The sequence below is a fragment of the Nonomuraea sp. NPDC049152 genome (genome assembly GCF_040648355.1).
GTDB lineage: Bacteria > Actinomycetota > Actinomycetes > Streptosporangiales > Streptosporangiaceae > Nonomuraea.
Map to the genome: position 1 here is coordinate 1 of NZ_JBEZDO010000018.1, position 17,587 is coordinate 17,587.

15 protein-coding genes and 1 tRNA gene are annotated in these 17,587 nt (G+C 71.7%); 7 read left to right on the forward strand and 9 right to left on the reverse strand.

Features of this window, described 5'->3' with window-relative positions:
- Positions 1–323 precede the first annotated feature (323 nt).
- Positions 324–638: a leucine zipper domain-containing protein gene (locus tag AB0B45_RS29175; protein WP_358136829.1), complete on the forward strand. Its 315-nt coding sequence runs from the start codon at positions 324–326 to the stop codon at positions 636–638.
- Between the two features lie 8 nt (positions 639–646).
- On the opposite strand, the gene AB0B45_RS29180 is transcribed toward AB0B45_RS29175, so the two are convergent.
- Positions 647–718 (reverse strand) — tRNA-Arg (locus AB0B45_RS29180).
- Between the two features lie 117 nt (positions 719–835).
- Between AB0B45_RS29180 and AB0B45_RS29185 the strand changes: the two genes are divergently transcribed.
- Positions 836–1,222 carry a response regulator gene (locus AB0B45_RS29185; RefSeq protein WP_358136832.1) on the forward strand — a complete coding sequence of 129 codons (387 nt, stop codon included), beginning with the start codon at positions 836–838 and terminating at the stop codon, positions 1,220–1,222.
- Here AB0B45_RS29185 and AB0B45_RS29190 read toward each other — a convergent pair whose 3' ends face one another.
- Positions 1,223–3,958 carry an AAA family ATPase gene (locus AB0B45_RS29190; protein WP_358136834.1) on the reverse strand — a complete coding sequence of 912 codons (2,736 nt, stop codon included), beginning with the start codon at positions 3,956–3,958 and terminating at the stop codon, positions 1,223–1,225.
- Between the two features lie 100 nt (positions 3,959–4,058).
- On the opposite strand from AB0B45_RS29190, the gene AB0B45_RS29195 reads away from it, so the two are divergent.
- The 3 genes from AB0B45_RS29195 to AB0B45_RS29205 are packed head-to-tail and all read left to right on the forward strand — an operon-like array spanning position 4,059 to position 6,318.
- Positions 4,059–4,664: a LysE family translocator gene (locus tag AB0B45_RS29195; protein WP_358136837.1), complete on the forward strand. Its 606-nt coding sequence runs from the start codon at positions 4,059–4,061 to the stop codon at positions 4,662–4,664.
- 55 nt (positions 4,665–4,719) lie between these two features.
- The gene (locus AB0B45_RS29200; RefSeq protein ID WP_358136839.1) at positions 4,720–5,271 is read left to right on the forward strand and encodes a TetR/AcrR family transcriptional regulator; all 552 of its coding nucleotides are present in this window, start codon (positions 4,720–4,722) and stop codon (positions 5,269–5,271) included.
- Between the two features lie 39 nt (positions 5,272–5,310).
- Positions 5,311–6,318: an alpha/beta hydrolase family protein gene (locus AB0B45_RS29205; protein ID WP_358136842.1), complete on the forward strand. Its 1,008-nt coding sequence runs from the start codon at positions 5,311–5,313 to the stop codon at positions 6,316–6,318.
- Here the strand turns inward: AB0B45_RS29205 and AB0B45_RS29210 are convergent.
- The 6 genes from AB0B45_RS29210 to AB0B45_RS29235 form a co-directional block, all read right to left on the reverse strand.
- Positions 6,311–7,498: a hypothetical protein gene (locus AB0B45_RS29210; RefSeq protein ID WP_358136845.1), complete on the reverse strand. Its 1,188-nt coding sequence runs from the start codon at positions 7,496–7,498 to the stop codon at positions 6,311–6,313. The two genes, AB0B45_RS29205 and AB0B45_RS29210, sit on opposite strands and share 8 nt — an antisense overlap.
- Positions 7,499–7,507: 9 nt before the next feature.
- Positions 7,508–7,888, reverse strand: a complete 381-nt coding sequence (locus AB0B45_RS29215; protein ID WP_358136848.1) for a Rid family detoxifying hydrolase — start codon at positions 7,886–7,888, stop codon at positions 7,508–7,510.
- Positions 7,889–7,897: 9 nt separating this feature from the next.
- Positions 7,898–8,983: an alanine racemase gene (locus AB0B45_RS29220; RefSeq protein ID WP_358136851.1), complete on the reverse strand. Its 1,086-nt coding sequence runs from the start codon at positions 8,981–8,983 to the stop codon at positions 7,898–7,900.
- Positions 8,984–9,158: 175 nt separating this feature from the next.
- On the reverse strand, positions 9,159–10,697 hold the full coding sequence (locus tag AB0B45_RS29225) for an amidohydrolase family protein (RefSeq protein ID WP_358136854.1): 1,539 nt from the start codon (positions 10,695–10,697) through the stop codon (positions 9,159–9,161).
- 294 nt (positions 10,698–10,991) lie between these two features.
- Positions 10,992–14,081 (reverse strand): DUF4153 domain-containing protein, encoded by a 3,090-nt coding sequence (locus tag AB0B45_RS29230; RefSeq protein ID WP_358136857.1) that lies wholly within the window; start codon positions 14,079–14,081, stop codon positions 10,992–10,994.
- Entirely contained in the window at positions 14,078–14,737 is a 660-nt protein-coding gene (locus AB0B45_RS29235) for a response regulator transcription factor (protein ID WP_358137291.1), read from the reverse strand. Before AB0B45_RS29235 ends, AB0B45_RS29230 begins: the two co-directional genes overlap by 4 nt.
- A gap of 98 nt (positions 14,738–14,835) precedes the next feature.
- Between AB0B45_RS29235 and AB0B45_RS29240 the strand changes: the two genes are divergently transcribed.
- Positions 14,836–15,717 (forward strand): arylamine N-acetyltransferase, encoded by an 882-nt coding sequence (locus AB0B45_RS29240; RefSeq protein ID WP_358136860.1) that lies wholly within the window; start codon positions 14,836–14,838, stop codon positions 15,715–15,717.
- On the opposite strand, the gene AB0B45_RS29245 is transcribed toward AB0B45_RS29240, so the two are convergent.
- The gene (locus AB0B45_RS29245) at positions 15,636–16,538 is read right to left on the reverse strand and encodes an NAD-dependent epimerase/dehydratase family protein (RefSeq protein ID WP_358136862.1); all 903 of its coding nucleotides are present in this window, start codon (positions 16,536–16,538) and stop codon (positions 15,636–15,638) included. The two genes, AB0B45_RS29240 and AB0B45_RS29245, sit on opposite strands and share 82 nt — an antisense overlap.
- 70 nt (positions 16,539–16,608) lie before the next feature.
- Between AB0B45_RS29245 and AB0B45_RS29250 the strand changes: the two genes are divergently transcribed.
- Positions 16,609–17,535 (forward strand): helix-turn-helix domain-containing protein, encoded by a 927-nt coding sequence (locus AB0B45_RS29250; protein WP_358136865.1) that lies wholly within the window; start codon positions 16,609–16,611, stop codon positions 17,533–17,535.
- Positions 17,536–17,587: the final 52 nt, after the last annotated feature.

Here is a 17,587-nt window from a genome sequence, read left to right on the forward strand (position 1 = left end):
AGCCCACCGGCCCCGCAAGGCCGCCCTATGAAATCAAGGGCAACCGTCAAGCATGTCCTGGGACCGAACCGTCAAGCATCAGGTGGGTCTAGACAGTGGCCTGACCGGCTTGTCCTGTCCCGGGACATGCTTGACACGTCAGTCCCAGGACATGTTTAACAGGTGCCGTTGTCGGCCGATCTTTCGTGCGTCGTTTGCGGCGTCGCGCATCAGGAGGCCGGGATGGGCCCGGGTGGATATGTCCGTTGTCGAGCAGCGGTATCGGGCGGTTCTGGCTGTGCTGGCCGGTGGGTCGGTGACTCAGGTCGCCGGCGAGGCCGGGGGTGGCCGGGCAGACATTGTCGCGGTGGGTGTCTCGGCATCGGGTCGCCGGGCTGGCCGGGCTGGTGGATCGCTCGCGGCGCCCTTTGTCGTCTCCGTCACAGATGAGCGCGGAGCTGGAGACGCTGGGGTGTGAGTTGCGTCGGTACGGCGCTGAGGTGGCGTGCTGCTCCACGGCCATCAGATCGCGACCAAGATCGGTACGTGGCTGGTACGTGATCATGGGCATCTGCTTGCCGTCGGCCGCATGCGTTGGCACACCCCAGAAACGCAAAAGACCTGCATCTCTGCAGGTCAGTGCGCGTATCGCTAGGTAGGTCGAGTGTGCCCCCTGCAGGATTCGAACCTGCGCACCCGGCTCCGGAGGCCGGTGCTCTATCCCCTGAGCTAAGGGGGCTCGACGACTGACAACGTTACCAGCATCCGCCCACCACTCTGCACCACGTTAAAGCTCCCGGCACACATCCATCGAAAACCGCACGTGCCCCCCTCTCCACGGGTTACCTTGGCGGCCGTGGGCGAGGATCTGGGCAGGGTACTGGTAGTAGACGACGACGAGGTCATCCGGCAGCTCATCGCGGTCAATCTGACCCTCGAGGGGTTCGAGGTGGCGACCGCGACCGACGGGCAGGACTGCCTGGATCGGGTCATGGACGTGATGCCCGATGTCATCACGCTCGACGTGATGATGCCGCGCCTCGACGGCTGGGAGACGGCGTCGAGGTTGCGGACGGGGGAGGGCACGGCGCACATCAAGGTGGTTCTCATCACCGCCAGGGCCCAGGAGTCCGACAGGCGTCGCGGCATGGGGATCGGAGTCGATGCCTATCTCACCAAGCCGTTCGATCCCGCCGAGCTGATAGAGGTCGTCAGGAAGCTGGCCGCCGGGGCGAAGGCCTAGCTAGGGCAGGAGGCCCTGTTTGCGGGCGATGGCGGCTGCCTGGGTGCGGGTGGAGGCGTCGAGTTTGCCCAGGATGTTGGAGACGTGGACGCTCACCGTCTTCTGCGCGATGAACAGCCGCTCGCCGATCTCGCGGTTGCCGAGCCCTTCGGCGACCAGTCCCAGCACTTCCACCTCGCGGGCGGTGAGACCACCTGTCGAGGTCGCTCCAACGAATCTGGCGCGACGGCCGTACGCTTCGAGCGCGGTGGCGAAGGGTGTGGCGCCCAGTTTCGCCGCTGTCTCGCGGGCCAGCGTCCATTCTTCCTGGGCCGCTGCCCTGTCGCCGGTGGCCAGCAGGGCTTCGGACAGTCGCCAGCGTGATCGCGCGACCTCGTAGACGAACCCGTAGGAGAACGCCTCGACGACCTCGCGCCACTGGTCGGGGTCGAAGCGGCCGTGGGCGCGTGACCATTCCGCCTCGGCGCGCAGCCGCCACGCGCGGCCTTCGAGGCCCATCTCACCGCGCTCGCCGTCGGGCCCGGTGGAGGCGGCGTAGCGGGCGCGGGCGATCAGCTCGTCGGCTCCTTCGGTACGGCCCAACTCGCTCAGCACCGCCAGCCCGGTCCCCGCGATGCGGAGGGTGCCTGGGTCGCTCGGGGTGAGGGTGTCCATGACCGCTTCGATGTGTTCGAGGGCGGCGGCGGGGTCGCCGTTCCACAGGGCGTGTTCGGCGGCGAGGCCGCGGGACATGTAGGTGACGAGCGGGTCCGGCCAGAATGGCTGGAGCCAGGCCAGGCGCTCGCCGACGCCCGGCAGGCCGCGGGAGACCTCGATGAACAGCGCGAACGAGGACAGCACGGACTCGGGGACGGTGCCGACGCGGGTGGGGAAGCCGGCGGCCATGGCCTCGGCGTCGTCCCACTGGCCTGAGACGTAGTGGATGAGGAAGCGGAGGAAGCGCAGGTCGGTGCCGTAGGTGCTCCAGGACAGCCCGGTCTCGGCGGCCAGGGCGATGCCGCGGTCGGCGACCTCGGCGGCTTTGTCGAGGCGGCCGAGCTCGTAGTGGACGCGCGTGAGGTTGAACAGGGCGCGCAGGTCGATGGCGAGGTTGCCCGAGGTGCGGGCGGCAGCCGTAAAGAAGAGGTTCTCGGCGCGGACCCACTCGCCGCGCAGCTGGGCGGCGGAGGCGAGGGTGACCAGGGCGCTGGCCTCGGCGTCGGCGGCGCCGGCCGAGCGGGCGGTGGCCAGGGCGCGTTCGGCGAGGGACTCGTGCTCGGCGTGGCGGTGGCTCCAGGCCAGGCAGCGGGCGAGGGTGGCGAGGGCGCGGGCCAGGACGGCGGGCTCGGTGGCGGTGGCGACGGCGGACTCGGCGACGGCGATGGCCTCGTCCTCCTGGTCCGTCTCCCACAGGTAGTTGGCCAGGCGCTCCTGGACCTCGGGGGTGGGCGGGATGGCGCGCAGGCGGGCGATGGCGCCGTGGTTGTCGCCGCTGTCGGCGGCGGCGATGCCGCTGCGCATGGCGATGCCGCGCCTGGACTCGCCCGCGCGCTGCTCGGCGTCGGGGACGTGCTCCCACAACTCGAGGACCTGGTCGTAGTGGCGGCGGGCTTCGGCGGGGGCGCCGAGCCGTTCGGCGATACGGCCCGCCTCGGCGGAGGCGGTGAGGGCACCGACGAGATCGTGGCCCGCGAGGTGGTGGTGGGCGAGCTCGGCGGGCGAGGTGAGGCGCGTGGCGAAGGTGTTGTGGAGGCGGGTGCGCTCGCCCGGCAGCAGGTCGGTGTAGACGGCCTCCTGCAGGAGCGCGTGGCGGAAGGCGTAGCCGTAGCCGTCGACCAGGAGCAGCCCGCGCGAGACGATCTCCCTGACGGCCTCCTCGAACTCGCCGACGGGCAGCCCGGAGACCTCGCGCAGCAGCGAGTCCTCGACCCTGCGGCCGGCGACGGCGGCGGCGCGCAGCACCCGCTGGCCCGGCTCGGACAGCAGCTCGACGCGGGACAGGAGCAGGCTGGCCAGGCTGTCGGGCAGGGCCTCGCCCCCGGCCATGGCGGCGAACAGCTCCTCGGCGTAGAAGGGGTTGCCATCGGCGCGGGCGACGATCTCGCCGAGACCCCGCGCGCCCACCTCCCCCAGTGTCGCCACGTAGTCGGACATCTCCCCGGAGCCGAGCGGGCGCAGCTCCACGGCGGTCACCGAGGGCAGGCGCTTGAGCTCGGCGAGCACGGGACGCAGCGGGTGACGGCGGTGGAGGTCGTCGGTGCGGTAGGTGCCGACGACGCAGACCCGCTCGGACTGCAGCATCCGGCTGAGGAAGACCAGCAGGTCGCGGGTGGAGCGGTCGGCCCAGTGAAGGTCCTCGATGACGAAGAGGACGGGCTGGACGTCGGACAGCATGCCGAGCAGCGACCCGAACAGCCGCTGCTGGGTCAGCCCTGACGAGGAGGCCGCGGCGCTGTCCTCGCCGAGCAGCTGGCCGAGGATGGGGCGGGCGGCGACGGCCTCGGCGAGCGCGGGGTCGCGCAGCGCGTCGGCCAGCGGAAGGTACGGCAGGGCGTCGCCGAGCTCGGCGCACTGGCCGACCATGACGCGGAGGCCGCGTTTGCGCGCCTCGGCGACCAGCTCGGTGGCCAGACGCGTCTTGCCGATGCCCGCGTCGCCCCCGACGAGGGCGACACCCGCCCTGCCGTTCAAAGCGTTCTCGAGCACGCGAACGAGCCCGCCCAGCTCGGCGGATCGCCCGATCAGTAGCCCGTTCACCCGGCCACTATGCCACGAGCGGCGGACACTCCGATTGGACCAGACAATCCGCCGCCCATTGGACTCCAGTCATGGACCAAAGCCCCCATACGGTACGCACATGCTGCTCTTTCTCGCTGCTTCGCTCACGCTGGTCCTCATCCCTGGGCCGAACCACCTCTACATCGCCGCCCGCGGGCTCTCGCAGGGCAGGGCCGCGGCTCTGGCCAGCGCGTTCGGGGTGGAGACGGGGACGCTGGTGCACATCGCGGCCGCCGCGGGCGGTCTCTCATACCTGATCGCGCAGTCGGCGACGTGGTTCGGGGTGGTGAAGTGGGCGGGGGTGGCATACCTGGTGTACCTGGGGGTGCGGACGCTGACCGGCAAGGACGAGCTCACGACCCGTACGGCCGAGCCGCAGCCGCTGGGCAAGGTGTTCCTCGAAGGGGTGCTGGTGAACGTGCTGAACCCCAAGGTCATCCTGTTCTTCCTCGCGTTGCTGCCGCAGTTCGTGGACACGGAGGCGGGCTCTCCTGCGATGCAGATCGTGCTGTTCGGCGGGACGCTGCTGCTGCTGGGGCTGCTGTCGGACATCGTGTACGCGTTCATGGCCGGGGCGTTGAGCGGCCGGTTGGCGAAGCGGGCCAGGGCGCTGCGGTACTTCAGCGGGGTGGTGTACATCGCGCTGGGTGTCGCGACCGCGTTCACCGGACGGCGCGCCGCCTGACCCCGAGGATGGTACGGCGGGCGCCACGCAACGGTGCGTTGCTACGATCGGCCGCATGGCAGCGCGCAGGCAGCAGGAGATCTTCGACGCCACCCTCACGCTCCTCGCCCAGCGCGGCTACGAGAGCCTGACCATCGAAGGCGTCGCCGAGCTCTCAGGCGTCAACAAGACGACCATCTACCGCTGGTGGCCGTCCAAGCCCGCCCTCCTCGCCGCCGCCCTGATCGAGGCCGACGCGCTGGCGTTCGACCCGCCCGACACCGGAACGCTGCGCGGCGATCTCGAAGCCCTGGTTGACAGCATGATCGGACTGCTCACCCGGCCGCCGTCGAGCGACATCGCGGTGGCCGCGCTGGGCGCCGCCGTCCACCATCCCGAGTTGAACGTGCGGGGCTTCTTCGCCGACAGGTTCGCCCGTGAACAGGAGATCTTCGAGCGGGCGCGGGTGCGGGGCGAGCTGGGGCGTGACACCGATCCGATGCTGGTCGTGGACCTGCTGGCGGGCGCGGTGTGGGTGCGGGTGGTGTTCAGGGGGTCGCCGGTGGAGCCGGGATTCGCCGAGCGGGCGGTGTCGGCGGTGCTGGACGGGGTGACACCTCCATCCTGACGAGGAAGGATGTGTCGCGACTCTCGACGAGGAGCCGCAGTGATCCGACGCCTGCTCGCCACGTCCCTGATCACGGTGCTGACCGCCACCGCGTGCACCGCCACGCCCGCGGGCACCACCCGGGCCACCGCGCCAACAAGCGCCCAAACCGCCCCGAGCCCGACAAACACCATCCCAAGCACCGACCCGCGCCCCACGAAGGCCGTCCCAAGCACCCCGCGGCAGGCCGCGGGGTCGCTCGCCATCGTCAGCGAGAAGAAGGAAGGCCGCCTGGTCACGCTGGAGGTCGACTCCCCCGCCGTCGGCCGACGGGCCGAGATCCAGGTCCTGCTCCCCACGGGCTGGCGTCCAGGCACCACCTGGCCCGTCCTCTACCTGCTCGACGGCTGCTGCAGGTACGCGGGCACCGCGTGGGTGAGCGACGGCCGCGCCGACGAGGTGACCAGGGACGCCGACGCGATCGTGGTCATGCCGGAGGCGGGCTACGCGGGCTTCTACAGCGACTGGCTCGACGGCCCTCAGTGGGAGACCTTCCACCTCACCGAGGTCCGCGAGCTCGTCGAGCGGAGGTACGGCGCCACCGACAGGAGGGCGATCGCGGGCCTGTCGATGGGCGGGTTCGGCGCGCTGTCCTATGCCGCCAGGCATCCCGGCATGTTCAGGGCGGCCGCCTCCTTCTCCGGCCTGGTCGACGTCAGCAGGCAGGACCTCGACCACCTCACCGCGCGCTCCGGCGACGACCCTGACAAGCTGTGGGGCGACGACCTGGCCGCGCACAACCCGACCGCCCTCGCCGGGAAGCTGAGGGGCATCCCCGTCTACGTCTCGTGCGGCAACGGCGAGCCGGGCCCGCTCGACGGCAGGAACACGCGGAAGGACGGCGGCGAGGAGTTCATCGAGAGGGAGAACCGCGCGTTCGTCGTGGCGGCGCGGAAGGCGGGCGTCGAGGTCACCGCGAACCTGTACGGCCCGGGCACGCACCGCTGGCCGTACTGGACCAGAGAGCTGGAGAGGGCGCTGCCGACGCTCCTCGGCAGCCTCAGCTGAGCGAGGCGGGGATCCGGTCCAGCACCGGGTACGGCACCAGCCCGTAGGCGTAGAAGTCGACGGCGGCGGCGCCCGCCGCCTTGGCGCCGCGGACCTTGGCGATGAGCCTGTCGGTGGTGTCGCTGTCGGGGTTTCCCGGCCGGAGTACGGCCCGCACCTCGCGGTCCTTGCCGACCGAGCGCAGGTAGGCGGCCACGTCGTCGGCGACCCTCGCCGCGTCGCGGGCGTAGGCCAGGACGCCGAAGGACGGCACGAGGTCGCCGAGCGCCACCAGGTCGACGCCGAGCTGCCACGCGTCGTGGGCGGCCAGGCCTGGCGAGGGCAGACCGTGCTTGTAGCCCTTGACCGCGCCCGTGGCGTCGACGAACGTCAGCTGCGACCCCTCGGCGGAGACGGCGGCCGACACCTCGGACACCAGTGAGGTGACGGTCTCGGAGCGGGCGCGGGCGTAGTTGACGACGTCGGGCCCGGCGTAGGCGGTCAGCGCCGCCCTGGTCACCTCGCCCTGCGCGGGCGGTTCGCCGTCCAGGACGGCGCCGACGATGCGCGAGCACTCGTCGCGGGCGACCTCGGCGTCGACGCCCAGGTCGCTCGCCCTGCGCATGCAGAAGTCGCAGAAGCACAGGGCCATGAGGTAGGCGTCCATGGGCCCGAGCGGGACGAACGAGCGCTCGGCCTTGAGGGGGCGGTAGTGCAGCGACTCGGCGACCACGCTGTCGACGCCCAGCCTGGCCACGGCCCTGGCCAGTGCGACGGCGTAGAGCCTGACGTCGGGGTGGGCGGGGCACAGGTCGGTCGGGTAGCCGCGGTCGCCGAAGCAGTTGCGCACGGTCACGTCGGGATGCTCGATCCCGATCGACTCGTTGCGCAGGAACACCGTCCAGCCGTGGAACTTCAGGCCGCGCGAAGAGCAGGCCTCGCGCAGCCCTTCGAGGACGTCGAGGTAGCCGGGGGCGGGCAGCAGGCGCAGCTCGCCGAACAGGTCCTCGGGCAGCGGGAAGTGCGCTCCGTCCTGGCGGAGGGTGAGCCTGGACAGCCCGTGTGGGGTGACGTCGCGGGTGCGGTGGTGCACGACGCCGACGGTCGCGCCGCCCACGCCGTAACCGCGGATCCTGTCGAGCACCTTCTCCATGCCCTCGCTGCGCAGATCCTCGGCGAAGACGTACACGGAACTGTCCACAGGCGAACCCTACGCGCTCTTGTGCGCGACGAAGTCGATCTCCACGAGGATGTTCATCAGCTCCGAGCCCACCGTGGTCCTGACGGGGTACGGCTGGGTGAAGTAGGACTTGTAGACCTCGTTGTAGGCCGGGAAGTCGCGGTGCAGGTGCTGCAGGTGGACGGTCGACTTCACCACGTCGTCGAAGCCGAGGCCGTGGGCGGCGAGGATCGCGCCCAAATTCTTCATGGTCTGGTGCGTCTGGGTCTCGATGTCGTCGCCGACGATCTCGCCGGTCTGCGGGTCGAGCGGGCCCATGCCCGAGGTGTAGACGAAGTCGCCGACCACGAGGCCCTGCGAGTAGGCGCCGACGGGGGCGGCACCTTCGGTGGTCCTGAGTTCCTTCTTCACCGGATCTCCCTAGAAGTGGGTGTTGATCGTGCCGACGACGGTGTAGTCGTCGTCGACGAGCGGGAGCACGCGCCACTTGTCGAAGGCGGTGCAGGGGTGGGAGATGCCGAACGCGACCAGTTCGCCCACGTCGAGCCTGCCCTGGACGACGGTGTGCTGGTCCTGCATCTTCACCACGGTGAGTCCGGGTCTGCGCGGGACGGGCAGGCCCTCGTCGTAGGGGGCGTCACGCTTGCCCATGCCGATGATCGCCAGGTCGGGCTCGGGGGTGGACAGCACGTGCGCCCAGATCTCGAAGGCGGGCTCGAGCGAGCCCTCGACGCGGTTGAAGGGGGTGCGGTCGCGGTAGTAGCCGTCGTCGTGGGTGACATAGGCGCCGGCCCGAAGGATGATCTTGGTCTGGGCGGTGACGAGCTCGCGGCCGATCACGTCGAACCACTGGCTGCCGCCGACGCTGAGGATCGGCGCCCGAAGGTATTCGACGGCGTTCTGCAGTATCGCCAGATATTTCCTGACTTCTTCCGCTGTCTTCAGCGCCCCCTCGTACCCGGCCACGCCCGCGAGTTCCACGCCCTCGGTCGCCTGGGCGTAGGCCGCGAGGTCCAGCAGGCCCTCGAGCGTCCTGCATCCGGCTCGGCCGCCGTGGTGACCCAGCTCGACCAGCACGGGGAAGGGCCGTGTCCCCGCGTGCCCGGCCAGGATGTCGACCCCCGCCCCGGAGTCGACGAAGCTCACGAACTCGAAGGAGGGGTCGCGGTCCAGCTCGGCGGCGGCCCAGGCCAGCCCGGCGGGGTCGACGACCTGGTTGGCGACCATGATGCGCGACGCGCCGAATCCGCGCACGGTCATGGCCTGGCTCGGGGTCGCGACCGTCAGCCCCCACGCACCCTCGTCGAGCTGCATCCGAGCGATCTCGGGTGACATGTGGGTCTTCGCGTGGGGCGCGAACAACATGCCGTGGTCGCGGGTGAAGGCGGCCATGGTGGCGATGTCGTGCTCGAGCGCGGTGCGCTTGACCACCATCAGCGGGAAGGTGAACGCGCCGCCGAACACGGGCTGTCCCAGGAAGTCCGCCCCCGACCGAATCCCCTTCATCGCACAGACCCTACCTTTCCGCCGCGGTCCGCCATCTCACGGAACTCTCCCGTCCCATCCTGTACGGCAAGCCGCCCCACGCGCCCCCGCGGTCACCGGCGCGCGTCCCCCGAAGGGACGCTCCTCGGGCGCGCGGGGCCGGGCGCCGCAACGGCGCGCCGACGATCCTGGACGATCACCCGGTGGGCCGCAGGGCACGCCCAGGAGTGAGCCCGGTCAGGGCCCCGCGCGACAGCACCCGCACCCCCGACACCAGCACCTCCGCGATCCCCGTCGCCGGAGTGCGCGGCGCGGCGTACGTCGCCAGGTCGGCCACCGTCCTCGGGTCGACCACGATCACGTCGGCCACCAGTCCAGGCCGCAGCAGCCCCCTGTCGAGCAGTCCGAACCGGCGCGCCGGATGCGACGCCAGGTGGACCGCGGCCTGCGCCCACGTCCAGTCGCCCAGTTCCCTGACGTGCACCCCGAGGAAGCGGGCGAACGCCCCCCAGCCCCGCGGGTGCGGGTGCCCGCCGACGTAGATCCCGTCGGAGCCGCCGGTGTGCGCGGGGTGGCGCAGGATCCGCCGTACCGACTCCTCCCCCTCGGGTCCCTCGTCGGGCCGTGCCACCACGCATCCCGCCTCCAGGCGCGTGTCGACCAGCAGCCTGCGGCAGAACTCCGCGGACGTGACCCCCTTGCGGCCCGCCGCCTCCACGATGGTCAGCCCCTCGGCCCACTCCTCGCCTGGCGCGTGCGACACCGTCAGCCGCGGCCACAGGCCCTCGAGAGTCGGCCACCAGTCCGCGAGCGAGGACGACTCGAGCACGTCCAGCGCCCTGTCCACCTCGGCGGCCGGCACCTGGGGCGGCAGCACGATCATCGCGAGGATCGTGCTGCCGCGCAGGTAGGGGTAGGTGTCGAAGGTGAGGTCGATCTCGCGGGCGAGCGCGTCCTCGACCAGCGGAAGCAGCACGTCGGCGGGGCCGTGCAGGTGGGAGACGTGCATCGGCGCGCCCGACGCTCTGGCGATCTCGACCACCTCCGCCATCCCGACGCCCGCTCCGGTGCCGTAGGCGCGCATGTGGGTGACGTACGGCAGCGCGCCCAGCGGCCGGCAGAGCGCGGCGAGCTCGGCGGAGGAGGCGTTGCGCCCCGGCAGGTACTCCAGGCCGCTCGACAGCCCGACCGCCCCTTCGGACAGCCCGCGCTCGACGAGGCCCAGCATCTGGGCCAGCTGCTCGGGTGAGGCCTCCGCGGGGGAGGCGCCCATGACCTCGTAGCGGATCGTGCCGTGCGGCAGCAGGTAGGCGGTGTTGAGCGCGGTCGCCCTGTCGTATCCGGCCAGCAGGTCGGCCACGCTCGCCGCGTCGTCGAGAAAGGGGTGCACCCCGTTGACGGCGGCGAAGTAGCGGGTGGCGTAGCCGACGGTCGCGGCCGAGCCCGGCGCGTAGGACAGGCCGTCCTGGCCGAGGACGAACGTCGTCACCCCCTGGCGCAGCGCCGCCAGCTGCACCTGGGCGTCGAAGACGAGCGCGTCGCCATGGGCGTGGCAGTCGATGAACCCGGGCATGACCAGCTGTCCCGTCGCGTCGATCACCTGCCCGGCCTCAGCCTCTCCGAGCCGCCCGATCGCGGTGATCCGCTCGCCGGTGATCCCGATGTCCGCCCTGAACGCCGGAGCCCCGGTGCCGTCGAGCACCCGCCCACCACTGATGACCACGTCGAACGTCACACGAAGATTCAACCATTACTCTGATTTGCTGCATTTCCTGCGGCGCATTTCACGGGTGAAATGCAGGTTGCGGGACCTCTATCCCTTTACTCAAGCAGTTTCATGCGCGCCGTGGCCTTACTCGCCGCCGCTTCGTCCTCGTGGGAAGCGCGGGCTTCGGCTCCCCTGCGGAGGAGCCGAAGCCCGCCCCGACGGGCGCCGCGACGAGCCCGGCCGAGGCGCGGGACGTCCCCTTCGGCAGCCACCGCGTCGCCTACGCCAAGGGCACGCTGCGCCCCAACCGGTCTGCGAGGGTCAGCTCCTTCCTGAGCGGGTGGCGCACGTCGTGTTCGGCAGGACGGGGTGCTCGGCGAGCAGGGCGCGGGCCTCGGCCCTGGCGAGGTTCCAGCCGTTCCACGGGTCGGGCTCGGCCAGGCCGTTGACGCGGACCACGTCGGCGAGGACGCAGCTGCGCAACGGCTCGGGGAGCCGGTCCAGCTCGGGGACGGCCTCCGCGCCGAGGTCGCCGACGTAGTCCTGGTCGATGCGCTCCACTCCCCTGATCTCGACCTGGGTCCTGGCGACCTGGAGGTCGGGGTTCCAGGCGGCGAACGTCAGCAGGCCGACCCCGGTGATCAGGACGAGGGTCCGCGGCAGCCACGCCGAGCCGCGGCCCGCCAGCCGTACGCCACCGGCCACGAGGACGGCGGCGAACACCGCGCCGAGCCACCAGATGGTCGCGGCGACCGAGGCGCGCAGGCGCGACAGGCCGTAGGCGTCGGTGTAGAGGTCGAGGCGGTGCATCGCGGAGATCAGGATGACCAGCGTGAACGCGCACAGCACGCCCAGCAGGATCGCCAGCGCCCAGCGGTCGCCGCGCTCGGCCCGCACCACGCTGCTGACCACGGCGACGATGGCGAGCACGAAGATGCTGACCACCATGAGCTGGAAGAAGCCCTGCCGCGCGTAGGCGGCGTAGGTGAGGCCGGTCGTGCGCAGCAGCCAGGCGTTGCTCCCGAACAGCGCGGTGACCTGGACGGCGACGAACGCGGCGAACAGCAGGTTGAGTCCGGTGAGCGGCACCACCCACAGGCTGCGGTTCAGCCTGGTCCTGAACGAGGGGCTGACCGGGTCGGAGACGGGGCGCATGGCCACCAGGACGGCCGCGGCCATCAGCACGGCGAAGACCGCGAAGACGAACAGCCGCAGCGGGAGCGTGCCCACCCAGTCGGGCGCGGTGAACAGCCGGTCGACGAAGGAGGCGAAGACCTTGTCCGCCGAGGCGAACAGCAGGCCGAAGATGACCAGGAGAACGGCGGTGATGGCGAGCCCCGCCACCAGCGGCATGACGCGCCGCCGTACGGTCAGCGTCTTGAGGGGGCCCGCGAGGAACCAGGGGACGGGGAAGACGGCCAGCGCCACCGAGATGCCGCCCCTGATCAGCGCCAGCCAGCCGCGGCCCGCGCCGGAGACGGCAATGGCGCCGAGTCCGAAGGCGGCCGCCAGCAGCGGCGGCACCAGCCAGTCGGCGTCCCTGACCGCGACCATCGCGACGAGCGCGTAGGCGACGAGGCCGAACGCGGCGGTCCACGGGGTGACCCTGCGCAGGACGGCGGGCAGCGCGGCCGCGCCGAGCACGAGCGCGACCAGCGCGATGCCCAGACCCGCCCTGGCGTACGGCAGCGCGACGGCGGCGAACACGCCCACCCCTAGCGCGGCGGGCAGCAGCCAGCGCGGCGTGTCGGGAAGCTCGGGCCTGGGAAAGAGCGGCGGCGGCACGTACGGCGGCGCGGGCGGCCTCGGCCCGTACGGCTGGCCCCCGGTCAGGACGCCCCCGGCCGGCCGGCTCTCGCCCACGGGCCGCCCTGCCACAGGACCCCCGGCCGCAGGGCTTCCGGCTGCTGGGACCCCGGTCGCTGGGCCGCCGGTCGTGGGACCTTCGACCGCGGGACCCGTGACCCCGGCCCCGGCGGGAGCGGGTCCAGGCACGGGCGCCGCCTGCGGGGGCGGCGGCTGGTGGGTCATCGCGGGATGCACCGGAGCGGGCGCCTGCCCCCTGGCCGAACCGATCGCCGAGCCGACGGCCGCCCCCACCGCGCTGACCACCAGCATCGCCAGGATTCCCACCGCGCTCCCGAAGAACAGCCCGATGAAGAAGGCGAGGAACAGGCCGATGAGGAAACCGACCCCCAGGCCGATCACGGTCCACAACATGACGCGCCCCACGCCGCCCGCCGGGCCTGGCTGCGGCTGGAGCGGGACCTGCCAGGTCGCGACCGGCTCCGGCCACGGCGCTAAGGGCTCCTTCGCCTCGGCGGGGACCTCCTCCGCCGGCTCGCTCTCCTTGTCCTGAAGGTCCGCCTGTCCCCCCTCGGGGGTGTGGGCGATCCCCAGTCGCGCCATGTCGGGTTCCATGGTGATCCTCTCTGGAAGGTCGACGACCATGCGGCACCCCGCGCCGTCGTCGATGCGGATGGATCCTCCGTGCAGTTCGACGATCTCCTTCACGATCGCCAGGCCCAGCCCCGATCCCCCGGCGTCGGCCGCCCTCGCCGCGTCGAGCCTGGAGAAGCGCTCGAACACCCTGGTCCGCGCCCCCTCCGGGATCCCTGGGCCCCGATCGGCCACCAGTAGCCGCACCCCTGTGCCGTGCCTGTGCGCCGACAGGGTGACCAGGCCGGAGCGGGGGCTGTGCCGTACCGCGTTGTCGAGGAGGTTGGCCAGGACCTGCGCCAGCAGGTCGGGATCGGCCCGCACCACCAGGCCCCGCGCGCAGACGGGCGTGATGGTGACGTCGTCCCGCGCCATGGCGGCCTCGCGGGCCGCCTGTTCGAGCAGGGGCTCCAGCGCGACCGGCTCCGCCTCCAGGAGGCGCACGCCCGAGTCGAGCCGTGACAGGTCGAGGAGCTGGGCGACCAGGCGGCCCAGGCGCTCGGTCTGGGCGAGAGCCGTGCCCATGGTGACGGGGTCGGCGACGGAGACGCCGTCGACCACGTTCTCCAGGACCGCGCGCAGGCCCGTGATGGGCGTGCGCAGCTCGTGAGAGACGTTGGCGACAAGCTCGCGGCGCTGCCTGTCCACCTCGCCGAGGTCGGCCGCCATCGCGTTGAACGCCCTCGCCAGCTCGCCCACCTCGTCGCGGGAGGTGGCGCGGACGCGCAGCGAGTAGTGGCCCTTCGCGACCGTCTGTGCCGCGGAGGCGAGCTGGCGCAGCGGCTTGGTCATGCCGTGCGCGAGCACCTGCACCATGATCAGGGCGAGGATGCTGGCGACGGCGATCCTGACCTCGCGGGAGGCCCCCGCGTTCAGCCCGACCTCGTTGACCACGAACGCCGTGCCCACCGCAAGGACGATGACGATGCCCAGCTTGACCTTGATGCGGCCGAGGAAGTCGAGTGGTCTCATCGGCGCACCAGGGCGTAGCCGACGCCGTGCACGGTGCGCACGACGTCGGAGCCGAGCTTGCGGCGCAGGGCGCGCACGTGGCTGTCGACGGTCCTGGTGGCGGCCGCCTCGGAGAAGCCCCAGACGTCCGAGAGCAGCCTGTCGCGCTCGAAGACCTGGCCCGGCCGCTCGGCCAGGCGGCGCAGCAGGTCGAACTCGGTGCGGGTGAGCTGCGCCTCCGTGCCGCGAACGAACACCCTACGGGCCGCGGTGTCGATCTCGACCTCGCCCACCCTGATCACGGTGTCCTCGATCGCCAGCTGGGCGGCCCGCTCGACCCTGCGCAGCAGCGCGTGGATCCTGGCCACCAGCTCGCGCATGCTGAACGGCTTGGCGAGATAGTCGTCCGCGCCCACGCCGAGCCCGACGAGCACGTCGGTCTCCTCGCCGAGCGCGGTCAGCATGAGCACGGGCACAGGGCGCGCGGCCTGCATCCTGCGGCACACCTCCAGGCCGTCCAGTCCCGGCAGGAGCCGGTCCAGGATCACCAGGTCGGGTTCCGCTCTGCCGTACGCGATGAGGGCCGCTTCGCCGTCGCCCGCGACGCGCACGTCGAAGCCTTCGGCGGCCAGCCGGTTGCGTACGGCCAGCGCGATCGTCTCGTCATCCTCGACCACGAGGATGCGTCGCTGGTCTGCCACGGACAGCAGCGTAGAAGGGACGTGTGCAGACGACACTCCCCAAGATGTGCACATCCCGTGCAGACTTGTCCGTCGTGGACGTCACCGCTTATCTGCGCAGGCTCGGCCTCGAGAGCGCGCCTCCTTCCGTGGACCACCTCCGCGCGCTGCACGCCGCGCACGTCGAGCGCGTGCCGTACGAGGCGCTGGAGATCTGGCTCGACCGGCCGACCACGGTCGAGCCCGCCGAGTCGGCGGCGCGGATCCTGAGCGGGCGCGGCGGCTACTGCTACCACCTCAACGGCGCCCTGTCCGCGCTGCTCGCCGCGCTCGGCTACGAGGTGACCAGGCATGTCGGCGGCGTGCAGAACCACGGCACCGAGCCCGGCGTCACCGGCAACCATCTGGTGCTGACCGTACGGCTGCCCTCGTCCGACGGTCCGGACGAGTGGCTGGTCGACGCGGGGCTCGGCGACGCGCTGCACGAACCGCTGCCGCTGGTCGAGGGCCGCTACCGGCAGGGCCCCTTCGAGTACGGCCTGCGGCCCTCGGAGGTCGCGCCCGGCGGGTGGCGCTTCGACCACGATCCACGTGGTTCGTTCGTCGGCATGGACTTCGGCATGAAGCCGGCGGAGATGTCGGAGTTCGAGGCGATGCACGAGGAGCTGTCCACCTCGCCGACGTCCGGCTTCGTCAGGGTGGCGACGCTCAACCGCAGGGACGCCTCAGGCGTCGACATCCTGCGCGGCCTCGTGCTGACCAGGATCGGCGCCGACGGCGGCGGCTCGACCACGATGGAGAGCGCGGCCGACTACTTCCACGCCCTTGAGGACGTCTTCGGCCTCGACCTTCCCGCCGCCGACAGGTCACTGCTGTGGGGCAAACTCGTCAGGGCTCACGAGGCGTGGACGGCCTCGGCCAGCACGTCCTCGACGGGCGACGGCTTGACCCCCAGCACCTCCTCGGTCTCGGAGTAGTCCACGACGAAGGGGCGTCCCGGCTTGACCAGGACCTCGTTCAGCTCGCTCCAGAAGGCGTCGGTCAGCGCGAGCAGCGCGATGTCCCTGTCGTTCATGAGGTCGAGCCTGGGCTCGGGAACGCCCGCCACCTCGGCCAGCCTGGTGGCCAGTTCACGCACCGAGTGCGTGACCGTCGGCACGTGCCAGGCCCGCCCCCACACCCTCTCGTCCCTGGTCGCGGCGACCAGGGTGCGGGCGGTGTCGCCGACGGCCGAGTAGCTGTGCGGCACGTCGAGCGGCTGTGGCACGAGGGCGAGTGCCCCCGCCAGCACCTGCGGCTGGACCATCAGGCTGAACACCGACACCACTCCGGCGCCGTAGAACTGGGCAGCCCGCACCTCGGTCACCTGGGCTCCCGAGGCCGCGGCCGACTCCCAGATGTCGGCCCGCACCCTGCCCTTGGGGCCCTTCGCCCTCAGCGGCAGGTCCGGCGTGATCGGGCCCTCCACGAGGCCGTAGCCGTACAGGTTGCCCAGCATCACGTACGGCGTGCCCGTCCGCCTGGCCGCCTCCAGCAGCGACGCCGCCAGCGCGGGGAACTCCGCCGGCCACAGGTGGTAGGCAGGGGCCGCACAGTTGATCAGATGGTCGGCGCCGTCGAGCAGTTCGACGAGCCTGGCGGTGTCGGAGGCGTCGGCCGCGACCCGCTCGATCAGCGGGTGCTCGGGTCCGGCTCCCTTGCGGCTGACCATGCGCACGCGCTCGCCGTCGTCGGCGAGCAGCCTCGCCGTACGGCTCGCCGTCGCACCCGCACCGGTGATGACATGAAATCTCTGCATGCCTCCACCCTCGTGACAGGGCGAGGCATGCGATAGTGGCCTGAATGCCAACCATCCGGAGGATCTGGCCATGCATCGGATAGCGGTCGTCGTCACACCGCCCGTGATGAGCTTCGACGTGTCGATCCCGCACATGGTCTTCGGCGGCACGACCGGCTACGAGATCCAGGTCTGCACCGCCATACCGGGAACGACGGCGACCGTCGGCGGTCCGCAGATCCACGTCCCCGACGGCCTGGAGGTCGTGCGGGGCGCCGACACCGTGATCGCCGTCGGCAGCGGCGGCGAGGACGCCCACCCCGACACGCTCGACGCCCTCCGCGTGGCGCACGCCGCCGGGGCGCGCATCGCCTCCCTCTGCACGGGCGCGTTCGTGCTCGCGCAGGCGGGGCTGCTCGACGGGCGCGACGCCACCACCCACTGGGGTCTGGCCGGCGACCTGGCGGACCGCTTCCCCTCCGTGAACGTCCGCCCCGACGTCCTCTACGTCGAGGACGGCGGCGTCTTCACCTCCGCGGGCGCGGCCGCCGCCATCGACCTCTGCCTCCATCTGGTCAGGCTCGACTTCGGCGCCGCCGCCGCCAACGCGGCCGCCCGCCTCGCCGTCGTCTCCCCCGTACGGCCCGGCGGCCAGGCCCAGTTCATCGAGACCCCGCTGCCTCCCGAACGGGGCACCTCGCTCGCCGGCACCCGCGCGTGGGCCCTGTCCCTGCTCGACCGGCCCCTCACGCTCAAGGACCTCGCCGCCCACGCCCGCACCAGCGTCCGCACGCTGACCCGCCGCTTCCACGCCGAGACCGGGCTCAGCCCGCTGCAGTGGCTGCTCCACCAACGCGTCGACCGCGCCCGCGAACTTCTCGAAACCACCAGCCTCCCCATGGACCAGGTCGCCGCCCGCAGCGGCCTGGGCAGCGCGGACTCCCTTCGCAAACACCTCACCACCAGGGCGGGGCTCACGCCGAGCGCGTACCGGGCCACGTTCACCCGCCAGCTGTGATGGTGGCATTTCCCGACAAACCGCTATCGTGCTGTGTCGCTGCACGCGTTTG